Raw genomic sequence first — 17,115 nt, 5'->3', positions numbered from 1 at the left:
ATAATATTTGATTTTCTTCGACATTTTTGTCTCCTAAAAAGGAGCTTTTTAATGTCCGTTTTTTGGTAGGAACTCCAGGATAACCCCACCCATTGAGTAGGGCGGGGATAGTATACTCTCAAAAACCACCCCAGCGCCACGGATCGACCGAGCGTCCTCGTCGAGGGAGAGCCGGATCGCTATAATCGAAAAAACATATATTCTCGAAAATATGCGAGGCGCCCATCAAAACAAGGAAAGGATTTTTCTCAAAGGGATGGTTGCTGCAGGAAGCCACATCAATACTCCGATGGAAAAAATTGCGAGCAGGCCAACTAACTTTTGTTTTGAAATCGGTGCGCCGGATTGTTTTTCAGTGCGGACGAACCAAAGGATGCAGGCGATACTAAAAAAAAATTCGAAGAAGATGGCAGCGTGGGGAAAATTTAGATACGAATTCAAAGAAACGACAGGAGAGTCTTCTCCCCAAATCTGATGTTCGAAGCCTACAATAAGATCACATATTACGTGTAAGATGGTTAGAAAACCGCACCACAATGCGAAGGAGCGGTCTTTAAAGAAAGCAAAAACCACTCCTGCCACTGCGATCCCCTGCAAAAAAGAAGGAATCAAATTATGGCTGAAGGTCATTTGGACTTGCAAATTCTGAAAGCTGGCATCAAGCAAAGATTCGGGTTGCGTAGCTTCCACTCCGACCAAGGCCAAAAAAAGCCATAAGAATTCTGGAATATTCGCACATAACAATAAAACCCAGAAAGGATATTTTTTGAAGCGGCTGTAAGGAAGAAGTGCTGTGGCGTAATGACCTAGAATCACGGTTTTTTCCTTGTTACGATGAAGTTCACGGCATAAAAACTCACCGCATAGAATAGAATTAATGTTAGTATTAAGGACGACATAGAGGGTGTATGAATAAAACTCCTTTTTATGATTTTGTCAATCGGAATATCGCTAGGAAAGAATCCAAGCCATCGCCGCATCCATATTGGGAAGTGTTTTCAATTCCACATTTCCTGTCTTTAAGGTTTGATCGTCGATCGACATTGCTGCTAAAGCGGAATCGGGAAGGACGATCGCCATTTTCCTCAAGCTGGAATTACTCGCCAAAGGAAACCAATTCACATTCACCCAATTTTGAGCGGATTCGGTGACGACTCCCATCTTTCTAGTATCCGCCATCCATCTAGTAACATTTTTTTGTTTGATGAGTTCGAGAGCACTCATTAGAATTTCTTTATATCTTTCTTCCGTAAAATTCGGCGTCCATACTACTTCCAACATGTTATGGGATTTCACATAATATAAAGATCCTATCTGAGATCTAAAAATCAATTCATGCGTAGCTTCTTCCCTTTCGGAAACGGAAGTTTTTTTACCTTCTGCCAATCCTTCCTCAGTTTTGAACAAACGAACCATCGTGCTTAGTTGAGAAGCAGTATTCGAAATAGCAGTAATTCGATCTGTCAAAAGCTCACTACTTTCCGAATTGCTGATCGCCAATTCACTGATAGACGTAATCGATGTCACTACCTCTGTGGTAACCGAATTATGTTCTGTCACTGCATGTCGGATCTCATCCGATCTTTTTCTGACAAAGTCCGCCTCTTGCAGAACGGAAGCTCGTAATTCTTTCTGGGCTAAAGTCGCTTCGTGGACCTCTTCCATTTGATGAGAGACCTTTCCTATGGTTTCGATGATCTCTTCTATTTGTAAACTGGTCTTTTCGATTCTCTCCATTCCCAAAACCATATCGTTTTGGTTCTTTTTGACCAGCTCATTGACCCCCTTTACGGAGTTAGCTGTTCTTTCCGCAAGTTTGGATACTGCTTCCGCTACGACAGCGAAACCTTTTCCGGAATCACCTGCTCTTGCCGCCTCGATTGCAGCATTCAATGCAAGCATATTGATTTGTTCGCTGATCTCCGCGATGGTCTTTACCATTTTAGTGATTTCTTGAGACGAACCGGATAAATGGTCCATAGCCAAGTTCATTTCCTGAAGGGAATTTTTCCCCGCTTGCGCTTTTTGGATGATCTTTTTGAAAGAAGAAAGAGTGTTTTCTACGTTGGTTCCCGTTTTATCCATCGCCTTGGATAACTTTTCCACCTCTTCCAACAAATCACTCATCCTGGCGGAATTTTCTCCGGAGATGCTTGCAATGGATGTGGTCGCGCCGGATATCTCTTCCATAGAAGCTGACACTTGTTCTGTGGCAGCGGATTGAGACTGTAAATTGGAGGAAAATTCGGAAATTACGGTTTTGATTTCTTCCGAATCATCCGCCAGATGAATTGCGGACGATCTTAAATGATGAATCAATTCACCTTGCCCTTGAAGCATTCGATGGAAATTTTCATAGAACTCAGCTAACAGTTCTTTGGGTTTATAAGGAATGCGGATTTTTAAGTTTCCTTTGCTTGCCTCTTTAAAAGCCTCTTCTATCGTTGCGAACGTTTTGAATAAGGCTCCTCCCGAATATACGGCAAAAGCCCCTCCGATCACGGACATAAATAAAAATGCACATAAAATCGGGAAAACCCCTGTGGATCCGAGAGCGGTAACGATAGCCCAATTCCCCGCAAGTAAAATCACCCCGAATGTAAAGTAGAACAGAAAGTAGAAAATCTTTAATTTTGCCTTCATACGAATATTGCCGTATGATTGAATGAATCAGTTCAGGATTATCAAGAAATTATTATTCGGCCGAAAAGGTTTTTAGCGGGAAAATCCGCTTCGAGAATTATCTATACCAAAAGAGATATGAATGGTTTCGGAAAAAGTTTGGAAAAGAACGATTTGGTTTTTTGTACTCGGATAGGCCTTCCCGTATTCAAGAAGGCCTATTTTTGTTCGTAGATTAATTGAATTTATATGTAGCTGCCAGTGAAAAGGTCACACCGATTCTGTAGGAAAGGAACAATTCGTCTTGTCCGGTAAGTTCCGATCTTTGATACACTTTGAATCGAGTATCCATAATGTTCTTAGCTGCCGCTTTTATATCCAACTTATCGTCGTGTTTGTAAGAATATACGATATCTGTCAAACCGACTCCTCTTTCGATCGCATCAGGAGTTCCGTTCGCACCCACTGCATAGATTCTATTTCCGAAGAAGTTATAATAAACTCCGAGAGATTGGTTTTTCTTATTCGTAAGAAACCAATCAAACTTCAAGTTATAAACGAACTCGGACTGACCTTGCAAAGAACGCGATAAGTTTGTAGGATCATAAGCAAACGCTCTGTTGTTGGAATCCAAGAAACCAGCTTTTCCCAGAGCGTAAGTGTTCCAAGAAAGAACATCTACACGAGACTTAATGAAGTAGAAGTTCGTTTCAAAACGGAATCTTTCCAGAAAATCTTTTCTATAATCGAACTCTATCCCTCTGATATAAGCTTGAGATGCATTCGTATAAGTGAACTGCGCCGAGATACTTCCTGCAACAGGACGTCCTATCATCTCGATCGGGTCGGACATTTGTTTATAGAAAGCACCGATTCCGATATAATCCATTGCGGTCATATAATATTCCCATCTAGCGTCGTAGTTGTGAATATAAGTTCTTTTCAAATCGGAATTACCAAAGATACGATCCGCACCGAAGAAAGGAGTGAAACCGAAAGGAGAAAGTTCTCTTAAATCAGGTCTAGTGATCGTTTGAGTATACCCCAAACGAATGTTCATATCGTTTTTAACTTCCCAAACGAAATTTGCAGAAGGAAGTTTATCTCTTGTTCTGATCTCACCGATACCGTTGTTGTTTTGCGTACAAACGTTGCTATTTACCAATGCGACTCTTACGTCTTCATTGTCTATTTTACAACCGTAGTCCAAATTAGTGATGCTAGAACTGTTTCTAAGTTGGAAAGTTTTAACCTTTTGATAACTATCTTCATATCTAACCCCTCCGATGAATCGGAATTTAGGGAACAAAGGAAGATCCACTTGAGCGAAAGACGCTTGAAGTTTCTGCATCGCATTGTACGCATTAGGTTCTGTTGCTCTTTCGGAGAAAGTTTGGTTCCCTGTAGGATTCGCAGAAGTGGGCAAGTATTCTGCGGGATTAAAACTTAATTCTCCTGGAGCAGGCCAAGAGTCTACGATCGAACTTCCGACACCTCTGTTGTACTTCACACCGAATTCACGGAAGCGGAAATCTTTCTGTCTTTCTAAAGCAAGTCCCCCTACTTTAAGAGCGGATTTTAATCCGTCCCACTGTTCAAAAGGAATTTCGTATTTTAAATTGATCTGTCTTACTTGATCCCTAGATTCGGAGAAGAATCTGGAACCGTCCGGGTTATTTCCTAAACGAGTAAAATTCTGAGAAAAGCTGCTAGGAGGATCAGGCCTTCTCCATACTTGTTGTGTTAGGTTTGGCTCATCACGTTTCGCTTCTGAGAAGGATAAATTCCATTCGAGTTTATGCGGTCTTGCCATTTTTCCCAATTGGATCGCATGATCTCCTCCAAGTGTATTGTTCAATAACTGTCTGGAAGTAAAAGTGTTCGTATCCGCAAGGAACTGGAAGTTATCTATATAGTTCACACCGGTAGACTGGCGAACATTCGTATCGGAACTTACAGTATAAAGGTTTTTCAAATAGATCTGTTGGCCTTTTGTAAATTCGTAAGCTAAGTTCAAGTTGGAACCGAAGTTCACTTCTTTATTATAAATGTCAGAATCTTGTTCCTGCAACTTATTCAAGTAAGTCGCTTCTTTTACGGTGTTATTGATCTGGTTTGCAGGAATGTATCTTCTGGATTTTTCTTCTCTAAAACGATACTCTTCACTTCTAGTGACACCGAATAAAATACCCAGTCTTTGTCCGGACTCTGTCGTTTTGAAAGTATTTCCTACTGAGAAATTAAAGCTTCTATCATAAGAACCGCTTTCCTCTTTAGGAGTCCACTTTCCGTTAAAAAACATAGGAGTCAGGTTGACCAAAGTGGGAGGCAATCCTCCGAACCGGCTTCCCGGTTCATAAGCGATTGAATCCGGTAAACTTTTAATTATACTCGGTAACTTTTGGCTTTCCGTAGGTCTTCCTAAAAAGTCTCCAGCGTCGAAAGTCAAAAATTTCTTTCCAGTGGTATTCATGTTTCTGGCAACACCAAGCCCTAAGCTCATCTGGAATTGATCAGGGTACTCCTGAGTTTCGATCTTCACCAAACCTCCGGAAAATTCACCCATATCTTCCGGGGTAAACGTTTTCACGACCCGGATGTTTTTAATAAGACTCGAAGGAAAGATATCCATCGGAACGACTCTTTTATCAGGTTCCGTAGAAGGGATGATGGAATCGTTTAGCAAGGTATTGGAATATCTTTCTCCCAATCCCCTTACGAACACGTATTTACCACCGATAAGAGTAATACCCGTTACACGTTTGACAACGTCTCCCGCAGAAGAATCGGGAGATTTTTTAATCGCCTCTTGGGAAATACCATCGGAGACTGTAGCCGATTTTTTCTGAAGGGCTAACATTGCGGATTCGGTATTGTTTAATGCCCTGTCTTTTACCTCTACTGTTTCCAGAGTTTGTGCTCCGAAAGTGACGTTCATTTGCTGATTTTTTCCAGCAACTACATTGATCGTCCTTTTCTGAGGAGCATACCCGTACATTTGGTATTCTACTTCGTAAGATCCAGTAGGGAGGGAAATTTCGTATTTACCATCGAAGTCGGTTTTAGCGAATTTTTTTTCCGAACGAACAACGATGGTAGCTCCAAAGACCGCTTCCCCGTTTTCGGAATCGATGATGGTTCCTCTTATATTTCCGGTAGCTTGTGCGAACAAACTCACCGGAAAGAAGAGTATCAGAAAGATTTTAATGCAAACGTTTCTCATATTGCTTATCTTAGTATTTATTTTGTTACAAAGATTTAGAGAATACGTTTCGAGTAAATGTAAAGGAGCGGAGAAACATTACAGTTCGTTTAATTTATTGTAACCGAAATGTAATAATTCTTTAAGGTGCAATCACCCCCACTTTGTATTTTCCATTCACTTCAAAAATCATTTTAACCTGATCGACTTTTACCTGTTTGCCTTTGATAGTAAGTTCAATCGAATGAGGTTTATAACCGTTGATCTTGTTATAAATTCTTGGTTTCTCCCATTTTATTTCGGTAAGAGAGAAACTACTTCCTTGCATCTTTTCTCTCAAACGTTCGATACCCATATTCTCCCTTTCTTGGATCAATTTTTTATACTCTTCCAAAGGAGTTACATCGAGTGCCGTTCCGAAGCCCAAGGTATTCGGAAAAAGAACCGTTTCTTTTTCGAGAGAAGTGAAGATTGTCTTTAATTCAAAACCTGTTGTTTTTTGAACTTCAGTTAAAAATGCAAGTAAGGCTTCTTCTTTCGAAGAGAAGCCTGTTTCGATTGTATATGAATCTTTCATATAACTTCGTATTTTTGCCTTAGAATCTGCCATACGAAGTTCTTCTTGTTCGTTTACTTTTTCTAAATCGGCACGCCAATCCTGTTTGGAATCGCAGCCAATTACAAATAACAAAAGTAATATGATTAATGGATTCGTTTTCATAATATACCAATAAAAAAACCCCGGCAAAAAGCCAGGGTTTTTATTAAATTAGATTTGTTTTAAACCTTAAGAATTATCTAGCTCTGTAAACTGTCCAGGAATCCCACCATTTACCGTTAGCACTGTTACCAGCACCTGTTTGCGCTAATCCGGAATTAGTCGTGAAATCAGGCTTAGTTGCTGAGAATCCGCAATCGGTTGAATTGATGTTACCCATAGAAACTACAGGAGTAGCAGTTAGGGAAGCGGTTTGTGTTATAGCCACACACTGAGACCCGATCGTACTCGCTTTTCCACTTTGAGATAGTGTAGTGCCTACTGTAGGGTTAGTGTCAGTACCACCACCGGCATTGTTATCGCAACGTAAGTTACCGGAAGCGAAACCATATACCAATCCGTTAGAGAATGTTCCTCTCATACCTTCTCTGAATCGAGCTCCGAAACCGTTAGCGACTTCAGCACCGATCAAAGTATAGTTGGTAACTGTTGGGTTTGTGTATGTGCCAACACCTGGTGCTACACCAGCATTGTGAGATCCGTCCATTTCCATACCATGTGGGTCTGTAGAAGGAGATCCACCGCAAGCTGCAGGATACTTCACTCCAAGAATGTTAGTTAAAGTACCGCCGAATCCTTCATCCATATCGAAATCATCATCCAAACCACCTGTTACTACTAAGTGGTCACCTGGAACGTTTCCACCCCACCACTCAAAACCATCATCCAATCCTCTATGGATTTGAACGTAGCTGTAGTTGGAAGAATTCGTTACAGTGTAAGAAGACAGACCGTTCAACTCATCACCAGGAGCAACCTCGTTTCCTGCGAATTCGATGATCGCATATTTCAATTTCACTGTAGAGTTAGTTGTTCTAGGATAAGATTGAGGAGTTGTTCCTTCCGTAACCGCACTTCTAGTTCCTACACCGTTACCGATAACAACGATACCACCCCAGTCACTAGGATATCTGGAACCAAGGTTCTGTGCGGAAGTAAAACAAACAGGAGATGCTGCGGTTCCTTCTGCGATAAGAGATCCGTTGTCTTGAATGAAAAGAGAAGATCCTCTGTTTCCGAAAACCACAGCGCCAGGCAATACGGTCAAACTTCCACCGTTCTTAATCGTTACCGTTCCGCTTAGAAGCGCTGAACTAGAAACAACTTTTGCGGAAGTGATATCGCCGGAAATTACTTCAGGAGATGTTGCATTTCTTCCGTCGCAAACGTTTTCTCCTACTGTAGGAGAAGCTAGGTTGTATGTACCTTTTACTACGATAGTAACAGATTTAATCAGAACTTGAAAACCGGAAACATTCGCTACGATCTGACCTTTATCGCTCAAATTCGCATTGTTTACATTGATGGAAAGAGTTCCATTTCCCATTACGTCCGTGAAAGTATCAGGGCTTAATGCAGCGATATTATCGCAAGTTCCTACAGTATTGCTTGCTCCAGTAGAACTAACAGCAGCTATATTTACAGATCCGGAAGTCGCATTGATCTTAAAGTTAAGAACGAATTCTCCATCAAGACCGTTTGTAACTTGTTGGTTACCGGTAGTGATCGGTGCGTTTGTTTGACATGCAGTGAAGTCGGAAATAGCTCCTTGCCCTGCGGTCAAAATGTCCGGATCAGCAGAAGTAAGAGTTACTTTTCCGTCTCTAGTTGCAATTCCGCTTGTATCCAATAAAGCACCTGTTAGTGTAACTGTTGCTTCGTATTGGTTAAGATACCACAAAGCAAGCAATAGGCCAACGTTATCATCTTTTTTATCTTTTTTACAATTAGCAGCGTTCACAGCAAGCAATGCGAGCATAGCCACCAGTAACCCTTTCTTTAATAATTGTTTCATCTTTTTCCTCTTTCGATCGAATCGAATTCTTCGTCAGCAGGTATAATTCCCACTTGGGAAATCGTAAATATTTCCCGCTGACAGTCTTAAATATGTCCTTTCTCTGTTACAGGGCTATGACAGACAGGTGAAGGTTTCGTAAAAGGTGGTGTCTTCCGGTCTTCTCTTTCAGGAAAGAAAGAGACATAATACAGAGTAGAAATATTCCGCAGGATACCTTTTTTTCCGAGAAAAGGATTTGACAAATTGCGAACGATCGTTCGTACTTATATTTATGAGCGTTTCTTCCGACCAAACGAAAGCCAAAATCCTAAACAGAGCCGTTGCTCTTGCCAGCACGGTCGGTCTGGAAGGGATTACTATCGGCGTTTTGGCAGAAGATCTAGGAATGTCCAAAAGCGGACTCTTCGGCAGATTCCATTCCAAAGAAACCTTACAAATCGAAGTTTTGCGGGCAGGAAGTGAAATTTTCAGACGCAGAGTATTGTATCCTGCTTTAAAAGCAAAGCCTGGAACCAAACGATTGAATGCGGTTTTTCAGAACTGGCTGGATTGGGCCGCTTCCGATGAACTTCCAGGAGGTTGTCTTTTTTTGGCAACTAACAGTGAATATGATGATCGCCCTGGAATCGTTAGAGATTTTTTGGTGCAATTGCAGACGGATTGGATGAGAACACTTCATAAATTCCTACAAGAAGCCAAAAGCCTAAACGAAATATCAACAAAGACGAATTCGGATCAGTTCCTCCAAGAACTTTGGGGGATCATCTTCGGCTTTCAATTCTACAACCGATTGCTCCAAGATGAAAAAGCAAAAACCAGAGCGAAAACGGCATTCGACCAATTGATGCAAAGATATACAACCTAACAAAATCATAACGAAATAAGAGATCAGAACTGTAAGCATAAGGAGACAGGGGAATTTTTATGGAAAATTTAAGCACGAACGTTCGTTCGAAACAATTTACAATCTCAGAGAAATTGGAATTCGGAAAAAAAAGACCGGAACACTTGGGCAAGGTGGCTACGAATATTTTTCTCCTCCCCCACCGAACCTTTCCTTCCCGAAAAGAAAAGGACATTCTTTCTCTAGGTGAAATGTCTCAGTTCCAAAGAAACGGTAAAAACATCACCTACTGGCATTGGAAGAATCCAGGGAAACAAGTTCTTTTGATCCACGGTTGGAACGGACACAGCGGAAATCTTTCCCGATTCGTGCAGCCTCTATTGGACCTTGGTTTATCCGTCGTTAGTTTGGATTTGCCGGGCCATGGAAGTTCCGAAGGAAAATTTTGTAACATCGTTCTTTCGGCAGAAACAATTGTGGATCTGGTCAAAATCGTAGGTTCCCCTTCTCTGATCATCAGTCATTCTTTCGGAGGAGCAGTCGCTACCGTTGCACAAGAATTAGGTGTTTCCGTTGAGAAAGCGGTTTATATTTCTCCTCCTTCCCGATTGGAACTACTGAGAGAAGTATTTTCGAAATCGTTAGGATTGGATGATTCCGTAAAAGAAGAAATGCGTATGAGAATGGAAAGAAAGATCCATCGCAGTTTGGATTCTTTGGATTTGGAAAGATCCGGTAAAGTTTTAGATTCGGAACTTTTGGTCATTCATGACGAATCGGACAATGAAGTTCCTTTTATCATGGGCAAACGGGTTGCCAGAGCCTGGAAGAAAGGAAGTTTTTTTCCTACAAAGGGTTTAGGCCATCAGATGATTTTAAGATCAGAAGATGTGATTGAAAAGGCAGTTCAATTTATCGCCAAAGAAACGATCGAAGAAAAGAACTTACTTCGATTGAATCTTGTTTAAGATTTTGATGAGGTTACTTTTGATCCTTCGGATTTGGTCTTCTGTGAGCTGCAGTTCGCCTTTTTCGGCTTTGTCCAAAACCTTTTCCGCTTTTTCCACGAACTGAAAGGCTTCCTCATCGACCGCTTCTTTGCGGGCTTGCTTTTCCCTATAATTTTCCAAGGACTTTTGAACATCCAATAAGTCCTTGGAAATGGTTCCGATCACCACATTGAGATTGATGATGTCTTCATTCATTATTGATACAAGACATCGATGTATTTTTTCTTAGCGTCCAAATGTTCTTTGAATGTAGCAGAGAAATAATGAGAACCGTCCGGTTTCAAAAGGAAAAATAATTTGTCCGACTTTTCCGGGCGGAACGCTGCAAGCAAAGCAGGAAGTCCAGGATTGGAAATCGGTCCGGGAGGCCATCCACCGTTGATATAAGTATTATACGGTGATATGATTTTTAAATCGGTTTCGAATAATCTTTTTTTAGGTTTATCGAATAAGTATTGTATGGTGGCGCAGGATTCTAAATTGATGTTCTTTTCGATTCTAGTAAGAAACACTCCTGCCATAATCGGTCTTTCTTCTTTACGAACCGCTTCTCTTTCTACGATGGAAGCAAGAACCACTTTCGCATGAAGATCCGCAGGAGAAATTCCTTTAGCTTCCGAAATCGATTCCAGTTTTTTATAGAAACGTTTCATCATCATATCCGCGATTCGATCCAAAGGAAAATTCACAGGCACTGAATATGTTTCAGGAAATAAATAACCTTCAGTGCTCTTTGCAGGAATTTTATATTTTTGAAGAAGAGCAGGATTCGTAGTAGCGGCTAGAAAATCTTCCCTGGACTTTGCCAGCTTTTTATTCGTAAGAAGATCTCCAATCTGACGATTGTTATATCCTTCCGGAACCGTGAACGTTACCAATTTCACTTTCCCGGAGATGATCACATCCAGGATTTTTCGGGAACTCATTCCGTCGTTGATTTCGTATATACCTTGTTTGATTTTGTTTCCGGAGCGGGTAAACTTGATCAGGTAATTGAAATATACGGAGGACTTGATCATCCCTGCCTGAGATAACTCTTTCACAACGGTCGAAGACGGTTCTCCCGGATCAATGATGAGTTCGTATTTGTTTTGGCCGTCTCCCACAGCCCCGCCTTTGATTTCGTCTATGACAAAGGCCGCAGTAATTGCAGTGATTACCAAAAATGCAATTCCGATCAAAGAAAGAATAAGGAAACGTGGTTTTTTACTAGCCATAGGGTCTTCTTCGCTCACAGTCTGAAATGAGTATCGGTAGTCACCAAATCTTTTTTAGAGAATGTCCAGTTTAAACGAGCACATTAACTCTCTTTTGTCTTGTAATAAATGTCCCGATATGCAGGGAAAACCCGTACACGGCTGTATCCCCAAGTCGAAAATCATCAGCATCGGCCAAGCACCCGGAGTCCATGAAGAAAGGTTAGGTCGTCCATTTGCCTACACAGCGGGAAAAACCTTGTTCCAATGGTTTTCGACGATCGATGTCTCGGAAGAAGAATACAGAAAAAAAGTGAACATGGCGGCGGTTTGTCGATGTTTCCCTGGAAAGGCAAAATCGGGAGATCGAAAACCAAACAAATCAGAGGTGGAAAATTGCCGCCCTTGGCTGGAGTTCGAGGTGCGCTTCCATAAACCGGGTCTCATCATACCCATTGGGAAACTTGCCATCGCTCAGCTTTTGGAAACTGAAAAATTCAAATTGGAAGAGATAACCGGAAGTCTACAAAGTAAAAAATGGTTCGGTGTGAATTTCGATTGGATCGCTCTTCCTCATCCTTCCGGACTCAACGTATGGAATCACTCCCCCATCGGTAAAAGCAGAATCAAAGAATCTCTGGAATTGATTCGAAATCATCCCGTTTGGAAATCAAGTTTTCCGAATTCATAGAAACAAAAAAAGTATCGGTAACAAAATGCAGCTTTTTAAAGTTAGCTGCCAAGCAGGATAGGCTCTCTTTCCAATTTGATTCCGAATTTTTCTTCCACTTTTTGCAGGATGGATCCCATCAAAGAAAGAAGAGCTTCTGTCGTGCCCCCCCGATTGACCAAAGCCAAAGAATGTGATTTGGAAATTCCCACTCCGTTTACAGTATAACCTTTATTAAATCCTGAATTTTCAATCAGCCAAGCGGCAGGTATTTTCGTTTTTCCTTCCGAATCCGGGAAAAACTGGGGAGGTTGAAGATTCAACTCTTTCAATCGGTTCGTAAAATGATCCAATTCATTTTGTGTTAAAATAGGATTCGTAAAAAAGGAACCTGCGGAGATAGATTCCGGATCTTTCGGATCAATGACCATAGACTTTTTTTTTCTGAGAGAGATCACTGTTTCACTTAACTCTCGTAAATCGGAATCTCTTTCTGTTTGGCCAGAAAGATTTTCTGATTTTTTTTCCTGTTTAGCTGTTTCCCAAGCCTTACGAAGTTCAGGATATTTAGCGATAATTTCTTGTTTGGTGGAAAGACGAAAGGTTACTGATAGAATGATCCAATCTTTCCATTCGCCCGATTTGAAACGGCTGTTGCGGTAGGAGAATCCGCATTCCTGATGAGAGAAGGTTCTGAGAGATCCGCTCGGATGAGCGGCTTCCAAAGAAAGAATCGTTTCGGATACATCTTGTCCGTAAGCGCCTACATTTTGGATGGGAGTGGCGCCTACTGTGCCTGGAATTCCGGACAAACATTCCACACCGGAATAAGAATGTTCGATCGTAAACTTTACGAAATTTTCCCAAGGAACTCCCGCACCTGCTTCTACAAGGACGGTTCCTTCGGAAGGATCTTCGGATAAGATTCGGATTCCTGAAAATTCCATCTTGATCACCAAACCGGAAAAACCGGAATCGGGAACGATGGTATTCGAGCCCCCTCCCAAAATAAAATAAGGAAGATTTTCTTTTTGTGCAAAGGCGATCGCTTCCCATAATTCATCTTTCTCGGAGACACGAACGAAATATTTCGCCCTTCCTCCCAGACGAAAGCTGGTCCAATCCGAAAGAAGAACGTTCTCTTCCAATAACATAGTTCTAAGAATCAGGTGCGAAGATTTTAGTAAGTAAGAAAATAGGTTTTATGAAGAATTCAGGCTTAAAAGTTTACGAGTATTCCGGCTGCGGCACCTGCAAAAAGGCATTGGGTTTTCTGAAAAAAAACAAAATCCCTTTCGACTCTCTTCCGATTCGAGAGACTCCCCCCAGTCTGGCGGAATTGAAAAAAGCAAAACAAACGATAGGCGATATAAAAAAACTATTCAATGTCTCAGGAAAAGATTACAGAGAAGGGAATTGGAAAGAAAAATTAGGAACGATTTCAGAAGAGGAAGCTTTGAAAGCTCTTTCCAAAAACGGAAACCTAATCAAAAGACCGTTTGTGATCTCCGATCAATTGGTTTTAGTAGGATTCAAAGAAGAAGATTGGAAAAGTTCCCTGAAGTAAAAAACTTTTTTATAAGTCGGTGATCGTTTCCCGCAACACATCGACTTCCACCACCAACTTATGTTTTCCTCCTCCGAATAAAATTCCTTTAAGAGGAGATATGTCGGAGTAGTCTCTTCCGATTGCGGTGATGATATATTCTTCCGTGATCATTTTTCCGTTCGTAGGATCGAAATCCTGCCAGCCCATATCGGGACAATATACGGAGATCCATGCATGTGTGGCATCCGATCCTTGCAACTTAGGCATTCCAGGAGGAGGTTGTGTTTCCAAATAACCGCTTACGTATCGCGCAGGGATTCCCAAAGAACGAAGTGCGGAGATGCATAAATGACTGAAATCTTGACAGACTCCTTTTTTTTCAACTAACACTTGTTCTAAAGGAGTGTTGATTGTAGTCGCTTTCTGATCGTACTTGAAGGTTTTAAAGATCGATTCCGACATCTGTAATACGCCGAGAAATACCGGTTTTCCCGGTTCAAAAAATTGTTTTCCGAATTCCGCATACTGATCGGCGACTTTAATGAAAGGAGAAGGCTGCAAGTATTCTATGGCGGCGATATCCTGCTCTAAGCTGGAAATTTGCACCATATTGCGGATCTCTTCCCAAGGAGTGGATCTGGAGTGATCGTATCCTACCGAACTATGTGTACGGATGGTGGATTCCACAGTCACTTCCAAAGCTTTGTGAGGATCTTCTACCGAAAATAAAAACACTTGGTTTCCGAAATAATCCCTTCGAAAAGAAGAAACGATCGGTTTAGGAAGAACCGTAACATGTGTACGGAAACAATCCTGATGTCTGGAAGTAAGAGGATACATATGCGCCATATTATGGCAGTATGCTACCAAATCTTCATACACATACTTCGTTTTATGAATGACTCTGTAATCAGCCATTTCCATCTCCGATTCTTGTTTGTTCTTCCGCATAATTGAAGTAACGGATGGAAATCGCATCGGACACGGATCTTAAATCGTTATGGAGTTCATCCAACCAAGCGGAAACATTCGCAAGCGGTTCCTGAGTATTGAAAAGGATCGGTATATCTTTCATTTTGAAATGAGTATAAAGCTGTAAAACGGCGCGGTCTTCGGAATAAGTTTGTTTTTCTTCTTTACCGGGTAAAAATTTAACACAATTCATCATCTGTTCGAATTGATATGCCAAAGACCTAGGGTTCGTAGTATCGAAAAGAAGAATGTCCAAAACGGATTCCTGATCGATTCTTCCTCTATAACGTCTGTTATAAGTGATACGAATGTCGTTGATTCTCAAAAGGTTTTCGAAAGAAGATTTATCTTGGAATTCTTCCCAACGGATGATTCCCTGAAGAGTGTGAATCAAATTGATGGAACGCTCCAATCTTCTTCCTAACTCCATAAAATACCATCCTGCTTCCCGACTCATGTTTTCAAAGGAGAGACCGGTCAACGAGGAAAGATTAAGAATGATTTTATGAAGGAAGTCGATCAACGCATCGTAAGATTCGATTGGACGATTCAAATTGTCTTCCAAGTTCAGCATGTTCTTTTTCATATCTTCTGCCAGTCGATCCCTGACGGATTTGGAAGCATGCACCAAACCTTTGATATTGAACGCCAAACTTCCTACCAAAAACTTATCCGTTGCCAGTCTTTGCAGTTCTCGGAAAGGATTTGAGAACAATTCGTTCGCATCATCCCCTAAAAATCCTGGATAAGAATTCGTAACATGAGTTACAAGGCGAAGGATGTTATGAATCGCTTCTTTTTCATAACTCTCCTCCACTTGAAGGACCTTAAAGGTTGCTTCTCTGAAAATACGAGCTTGGTTTTCTCCTCTTTCCAAATAACGCCCCAACCAGAACAGATTGTCCGCAACGCGGCTTGGCACCCCGGAACTTTTTCTGGAAATGGAAATTTGATCCGACTTGGGAACGAGAAGAGTTTCCTCTTTTTGCGCCTCGGAAGCAAGAACCCATAAATCTTTGCTCCAGGCTCCCCTTTGACTGGTAACGAAAAAGTCATCTAACGAAGGGGAAACTCTGACCAAACCTCCCGCCATCGTTTGATATCCGCTTCCGGAAGAAGTAACGAAAGTTCTCATAATCGCTCTTCCCGGACGAAATCCGTTTTCGGAAAGAACCGGTACGGTTGCGGAAGGAATCATTTCCTGTGCTATGAATCGATTCGGACTAAACTTCAATTTTTTAAGAAAAAGGTCTTTTCTTTCTCCACTTAACTCAAGAAAGGTGGTAGGTTCTTCTTCATCGTCTCTCGAAACCGGCTTAAAAACGAATTTTTCAGGAGTCTCCATCACCAAAGAAAGATGTTCCCTATTTCCCAGCCAATAACTGGGAGCCATAGGAAGGATCAAATCCTCTCCCAAGTAAAAACGACACAACTCCGAATAAAAAGGAAGAAGGGCTCTGTTTTCCAAAAAGGAAGAACCGATCGGATTGGCTACTTTCACGTTTCCGGAACGAATTGCTTCCAAAAGACCGGGAACACCTAACAAAGAGTCTCCTTTCAGCTCCAAAGGATCCATAAAAACATCGTCGACCCTTCTTAAAATCAAATCCACTTGTTGGAGACCTTCCACAGTCTTCATAAAAACTTTGTTTTTACGAACGGTAAGATCCTCACCTTGCACCAAAGTATAACCCAAATAACCGGCTAAGTATGCATGTTCGAAATAGGTTTCATTGCTCGGACCAGGCGTGAGAAGAACGACAACAGGTTCTCTTCCTGTAACACCCGATAGCTGATTCAGGGCTTTACGAAGAGATCTGAAATACACAGCCACTCTGTGTACCATCGCATCCCTGTACATGCTGGGAAAAATGCGGGAAAGAACGATTCTGTTTTCCAAAGAATAACCGGAACCGGAAGGTGCTTGCACTCTGTCGTTGAGAACGTAAAAATTTCCGTCCGCAGCACGAATCAAATCGCATACGAAAAAGAGAAGAGCGGGGTTTCTCGCAAGAAAGTGGTTGGACTCGTACATTCCGTCACAAGCCCTTAGGAAAGAAGATGAATTCAATAAAATCTCGGGAGGAATCTTTTTTTCATACAACACTCTTCTTTTGGAATACAAGTCTCGAAGAAGACTGTCCAAAAGGTCGGCTCTTTGGTTGAGACCTCTTTCCAAAAGCCTCCACTCTTCACTTTCCATAATCAAAGGAAATAAATCCAAATCCCAAGGTCGTTCTTTGGCTTCGGGAGAATCCGGCTGATATGTGTTATATGTGACTCCGTTTTCACGAAGAATTCTGTCCGCATCCCTTCTGCGATTGATCAGTTCGGCGGGACCGAGCTCTTGAAATGATTTTACAAGGAACTTATATTTTTTACGGACGTTCCCTTCCTCATCCATTAACTCATCGTAGACGCCTGGAAGAGGACGGTAGTTATTTGTGAGTACGTACGGATCCTGAGTCATCATT

14 protein-coding genes are annotated in these 17,115 nt (G+C 41.5%); 4 read left to right on the top strand and 10 right to left on the bottom strand.

Annotated elements, in window-relative coordinates:
* Window positions 1-225: 225 nt before the first annotated feature.
* The 5 genes from EHS15_RS06750 to EHS15_RS06730 form a co-directional block, all read right to left on the bottom strand.
* The gene (locus tag EHS15_RS06750; RefSeq protein ID WP_135759796.1) at window positions 226-816 is read right to left on the bottom strand and encodes a hypothetical protein; all 591 of its coding nucleotides are present in this window, start codon (window positions 814-816) and stop codon (window positions 226-228) included.
* A gap of 135 nt (window positions 817-951) precedes the next feature.
* On the bottom strand, window positions 952-2,643 hold the full coding sequence (locus EHS15_RS06745) for a methyl-accepting chemotaxis protein (RefSeq protein ID WP_135759795.1): 1,692 nt from the start codon (window positions 2,641-2,643) through the stop codon (window positions 952-954).
* A 214-nt stretch (window positions 2,644-2,857) separates the two neighbouring features.
* On the bottom strand, window positions 2,858-5,845 hold the full coding sequence (locus EHS15_RS06740) for a TonB-dependent receptor (RefSeq protein WP_135759794.1): 2,988 nt from the start codon (window positions 5,843-5,845) through the stop codon (window positions 2,858-2,860).
* Between the two features lie 121 nt (window positions 5,846-5,966).
* Entirely contained in the window at window positions 5,967-6,545 is a 579-nt protein-coding gene (locus EHS15_RS06735) for a hypothetical protein (protein ID WP_135759793.1), read from the bottom strand.
* Window positions 6,546-6,618: 73 nt separating this feature from the next.
* Window positions 6,619-8,397 (bottom strand): hypothetical protein, encoded by a 1,779-nt coding sequence (locus EHS15_RS06730; RefSeq protein WP_135759792.1) that lies wholly within the window; start codon window positions 8,395-8,397, stop codon window positions 6,619-6,621.
* Between the two features lie 274 nt (window positions 8,398-8,671).
* On the opposite strand from EHS15_RS06730, the gene EHS15_RS06725 reads away from it, so the two are divergent.
* Both EHS15_RS06725 and EHS15_RS06720 read left to right on the top strand, forming a co-directional pair.
* Complete coding sequence (locus EHS15_RS06725) at window positions 8,672-9,265, top strand: TetR/AcrR family transcriptional regulator (RefSeq protein ID WP_135759800.1); 594 nt, start codon at window positions 8,672-8,674, stop codon at window positions 9,263-9,265.
* Between the two features lie 59 nt (window positions 9,266-9,324).
* The gene (locus tag EHS15_RS06720; protein ID WP_135759791.1) at window positions 9,325-10,212 is read left to right on the top strand and encodes an alpha/beta hydrolase; all 888 of its coding nucleotides are present in this window, start codon (window positions 9,325-9,327) and stop codon (window positions 10,210-10,212) included.
* On the opposite strand, the gene EHS15_RS06715 is transcribed toward EHS15_RS06720, so the two are convergent.
* Window positions 10,189-10,449 (bottom strand): hypothetical protein, encoded by a 261-nt coding sequence (locus EHS15_RS06715; protein WP_135759790.1) that lies wholly within the window; start codon window positions 10,447-10,449, stop codon window positions 10,189-10,191. The genes EHS15_RS06720 and EHS15_RS06715 overlap by 24 nt on opposite strands.
* Window positions 10,449-11,471, bottom strand: coding sequence for an endolytic transglycosylase MltG (gene mltG / locus EHS15_RS06710; protein ID WP_135759789.1), 1,023 nt, complete (start codon window positions 11,469-11,471; stop codon window positions 10,449-10,451). Before mltG ends, EHS15_RS06715 begins: the two co-directional genes overlap by 1 nt.
* A 61-nt stretch (window positions 11,472-11,532) precedes the next feature.
* Between mltG and EHS15_RS06705 the strand changes: the two genes are divergently transcribed.
* Window positions 11,533-12,141 (top strand): uracil-DNA glycosylase family protein, encoded by a 609-nt coding sequence (locus tag EHS15_RS06705; RefSeq protein ID WP_135759788.1) that lies wholly within the window; start codon window positions 11,533-11,535, stop codon window positions 12,139-12,141.
* Between the two features lie 41 nt (window positions 12,142-12,182).
* On the opposite strand, the gene EHS15_RS06700 is transcribed toward EHS15_RS06705, so the two are convergent.
* Complete coding sequence (locus EHS15_RS06700; protein ID WP_135759787.1) at window positions 12,183-13,274, bottom strand: UDP-N-acetylmuramate dehydrogenase; 1,092 nt, start codon at window positions 13,272-13,274, stop codon at window positions 12,183-12,185.
* Window positions 13,275-13,324: 50 nt separating this feature from the next.
* On the opposite strand from EHS15_RS06700, the gene EHS15_RS06695 reads away from it, so the two are divergent.
* Window positions 13,325-13,687 carry a Spx/MgsR family RNA polymerase-binding regulatory protein gene (locus EHS15_RS06695; RefSeq protein WP_135759786.1) on the top strand — a complete coding sequence of 121 codons (363 nt, stop codon included), beginning with the start codon at window positions 13,325-13,327 and terminating at the stop codon, window positions 13,685-13,687.
* A gap of 9 nt (window positions 13,688-13,696) precedes the next feature.
* Here the strand turns inward: EHS15_RS06695 and EHS15_RS06690 are convergent, their stop codons facing one another.
* Both EHS15_RS06690 and EHS15_RS06685 read right to left on the bottom strand, forming a co-directional pair.
* Window positions 13,697-14,587 (bottom strand): transglutaminase family protein, encoded by an 891-nt coding sequence (locus EHS15_RS06690; RefSeq protein WP_135759785.1) that lies wholly within the window; start codon window positions 14,585-14,587, stop codon window positions 13,697-13,699.
* Window positions 14,580-17,114 carry a circularly permuted type 2 ATP-grasp protein gene (locus EHS15_RS06685; RefSeq protein WP_135759784.1) on the bottom strand — a complete coding sequence of 845 codons (2,535 nt, stop codon included), beginning with the start codon at window positions 17,112-17,114 and terminating at the stop codon, window positions 14,580-14,582. Before EHS15_RS06685 ends, EHS15_RS06690 begins: the two co-directional genes overlap by 8 nt.
* Between the last annotated feature and the right edge of the window lies 1 nt (window position 17,115).

Source organism: Leptospira idonii, assembly GCF_004770995.1.
Lineage (GTDB): Bacteria > Spirochaetota > Leptospiria > Leptospirales > Leptospiraceae > Leptospira_A > Leptospira_A idonii.
The sequence above is the reverse complement of the archived record's forward strand: the minus strand, read 5'-3'. Positions and strand labels throughout refer to the sequence as shown.

What these genes read in the sequence shown, in the direction of transcription:
- EHS15_RS06745 (WP_135759795.1), bottom strand. Translation starts at nt 2,643, where the DNA reads ATGAAGGCAAAATTAAAGATTTTCTACTTTCTGTTCTACTTTACATTC.
- EHS15_RS06740 (WP_135759794.1), bottom strand. Translation starts at nt 5,845, where the DNA reads ATGAGAAACGTTTGCATTAAAATCTTTCTGATACTCTTCTTTCCGGTG.
- EHS15_RS06735 (WP_135759793.1), bottom strand. Translation starts at nt 6,545, where the DNA reads ATGAAAACGAATCCATTAATCATATTACTTTTGTTATTTGTAATTGGC.
- EHS15_RS06730 (WP_135759792.1), bottom strand. Translation starts at nt 8,397, where the DNA reads ATGAAACAATTATTAAAGAAAGGGTTACTGGTGGCTATGCTCGCATTG.
- EHS15_RS06725 (WP_135759800.1), top strand. Translation starts at nt 8,672, where the DNA reads ATGAGCGTTTCTTCCGACCAAACGAAAGCCAAAATCCTAAACAGAGCC.
- EHS15_RS06720 (WP_135759791.1), top strand. Translation starts at nt 9,325, where the DNA reads ATGGAAAATTTAAGCACGAACGTTCGTTCGAAACAATTTACAATCTCA.
- EHS15_RS06715 (WP_135759790.1), bottom strand. Translation starts at nt 10,449, where the DNA reads ATGAATGAAGACATCATCAATCTCAATGTGGTGATCGGAACCATTTCC.
- mltG (WP_135759789.1), bottom strand. Translation starts at nt 11,471, where the DNA reads ATGGCTAGTAAAAAACCACGTTTCCTTATTCTTTCTTTGATCGGAATT.
- EHS15_RS06705 (WP_135759788.1), top strand. Translation starts at nt 11,533, where the DNA reads ATGTCCAGTTTAAACGAGCACATTAACTCTCTTTTGTCTTGTAATAAA.
- EHS15_RS06700 (WP_135759787.1), bottom strand. Translation starts at nt 13,274, where the DNA reads ATGTTATTGGAAGAGAACGTTCTTCTTTCGGATTGGACCAGCTTTCGT.
- EHS15_RS06695 (WP_135759786.1), top strand. Translation starts at nt 13,325, where the DNA reads ATGAAGAATTCAGGCTTAAAAGTTTACGAGTATTCCGGCTGCGGCACC.
- EHS15_RS06690 (WP_135759785.1), bottom strand. Translation starts at nt 14,587, where the DNA reads ATGGCTGATTACAGAGTCATTCATAAAACGAAGTATGTGTATGAAGAT.
- EHS15_RS06685 (WP_135759784.1), bottom strand. Translation starts at nt 17,114, where the DNA reads ATGATGACTCAGGATCCGTACGTACTCACAAATAACTACCGTCCTCTT.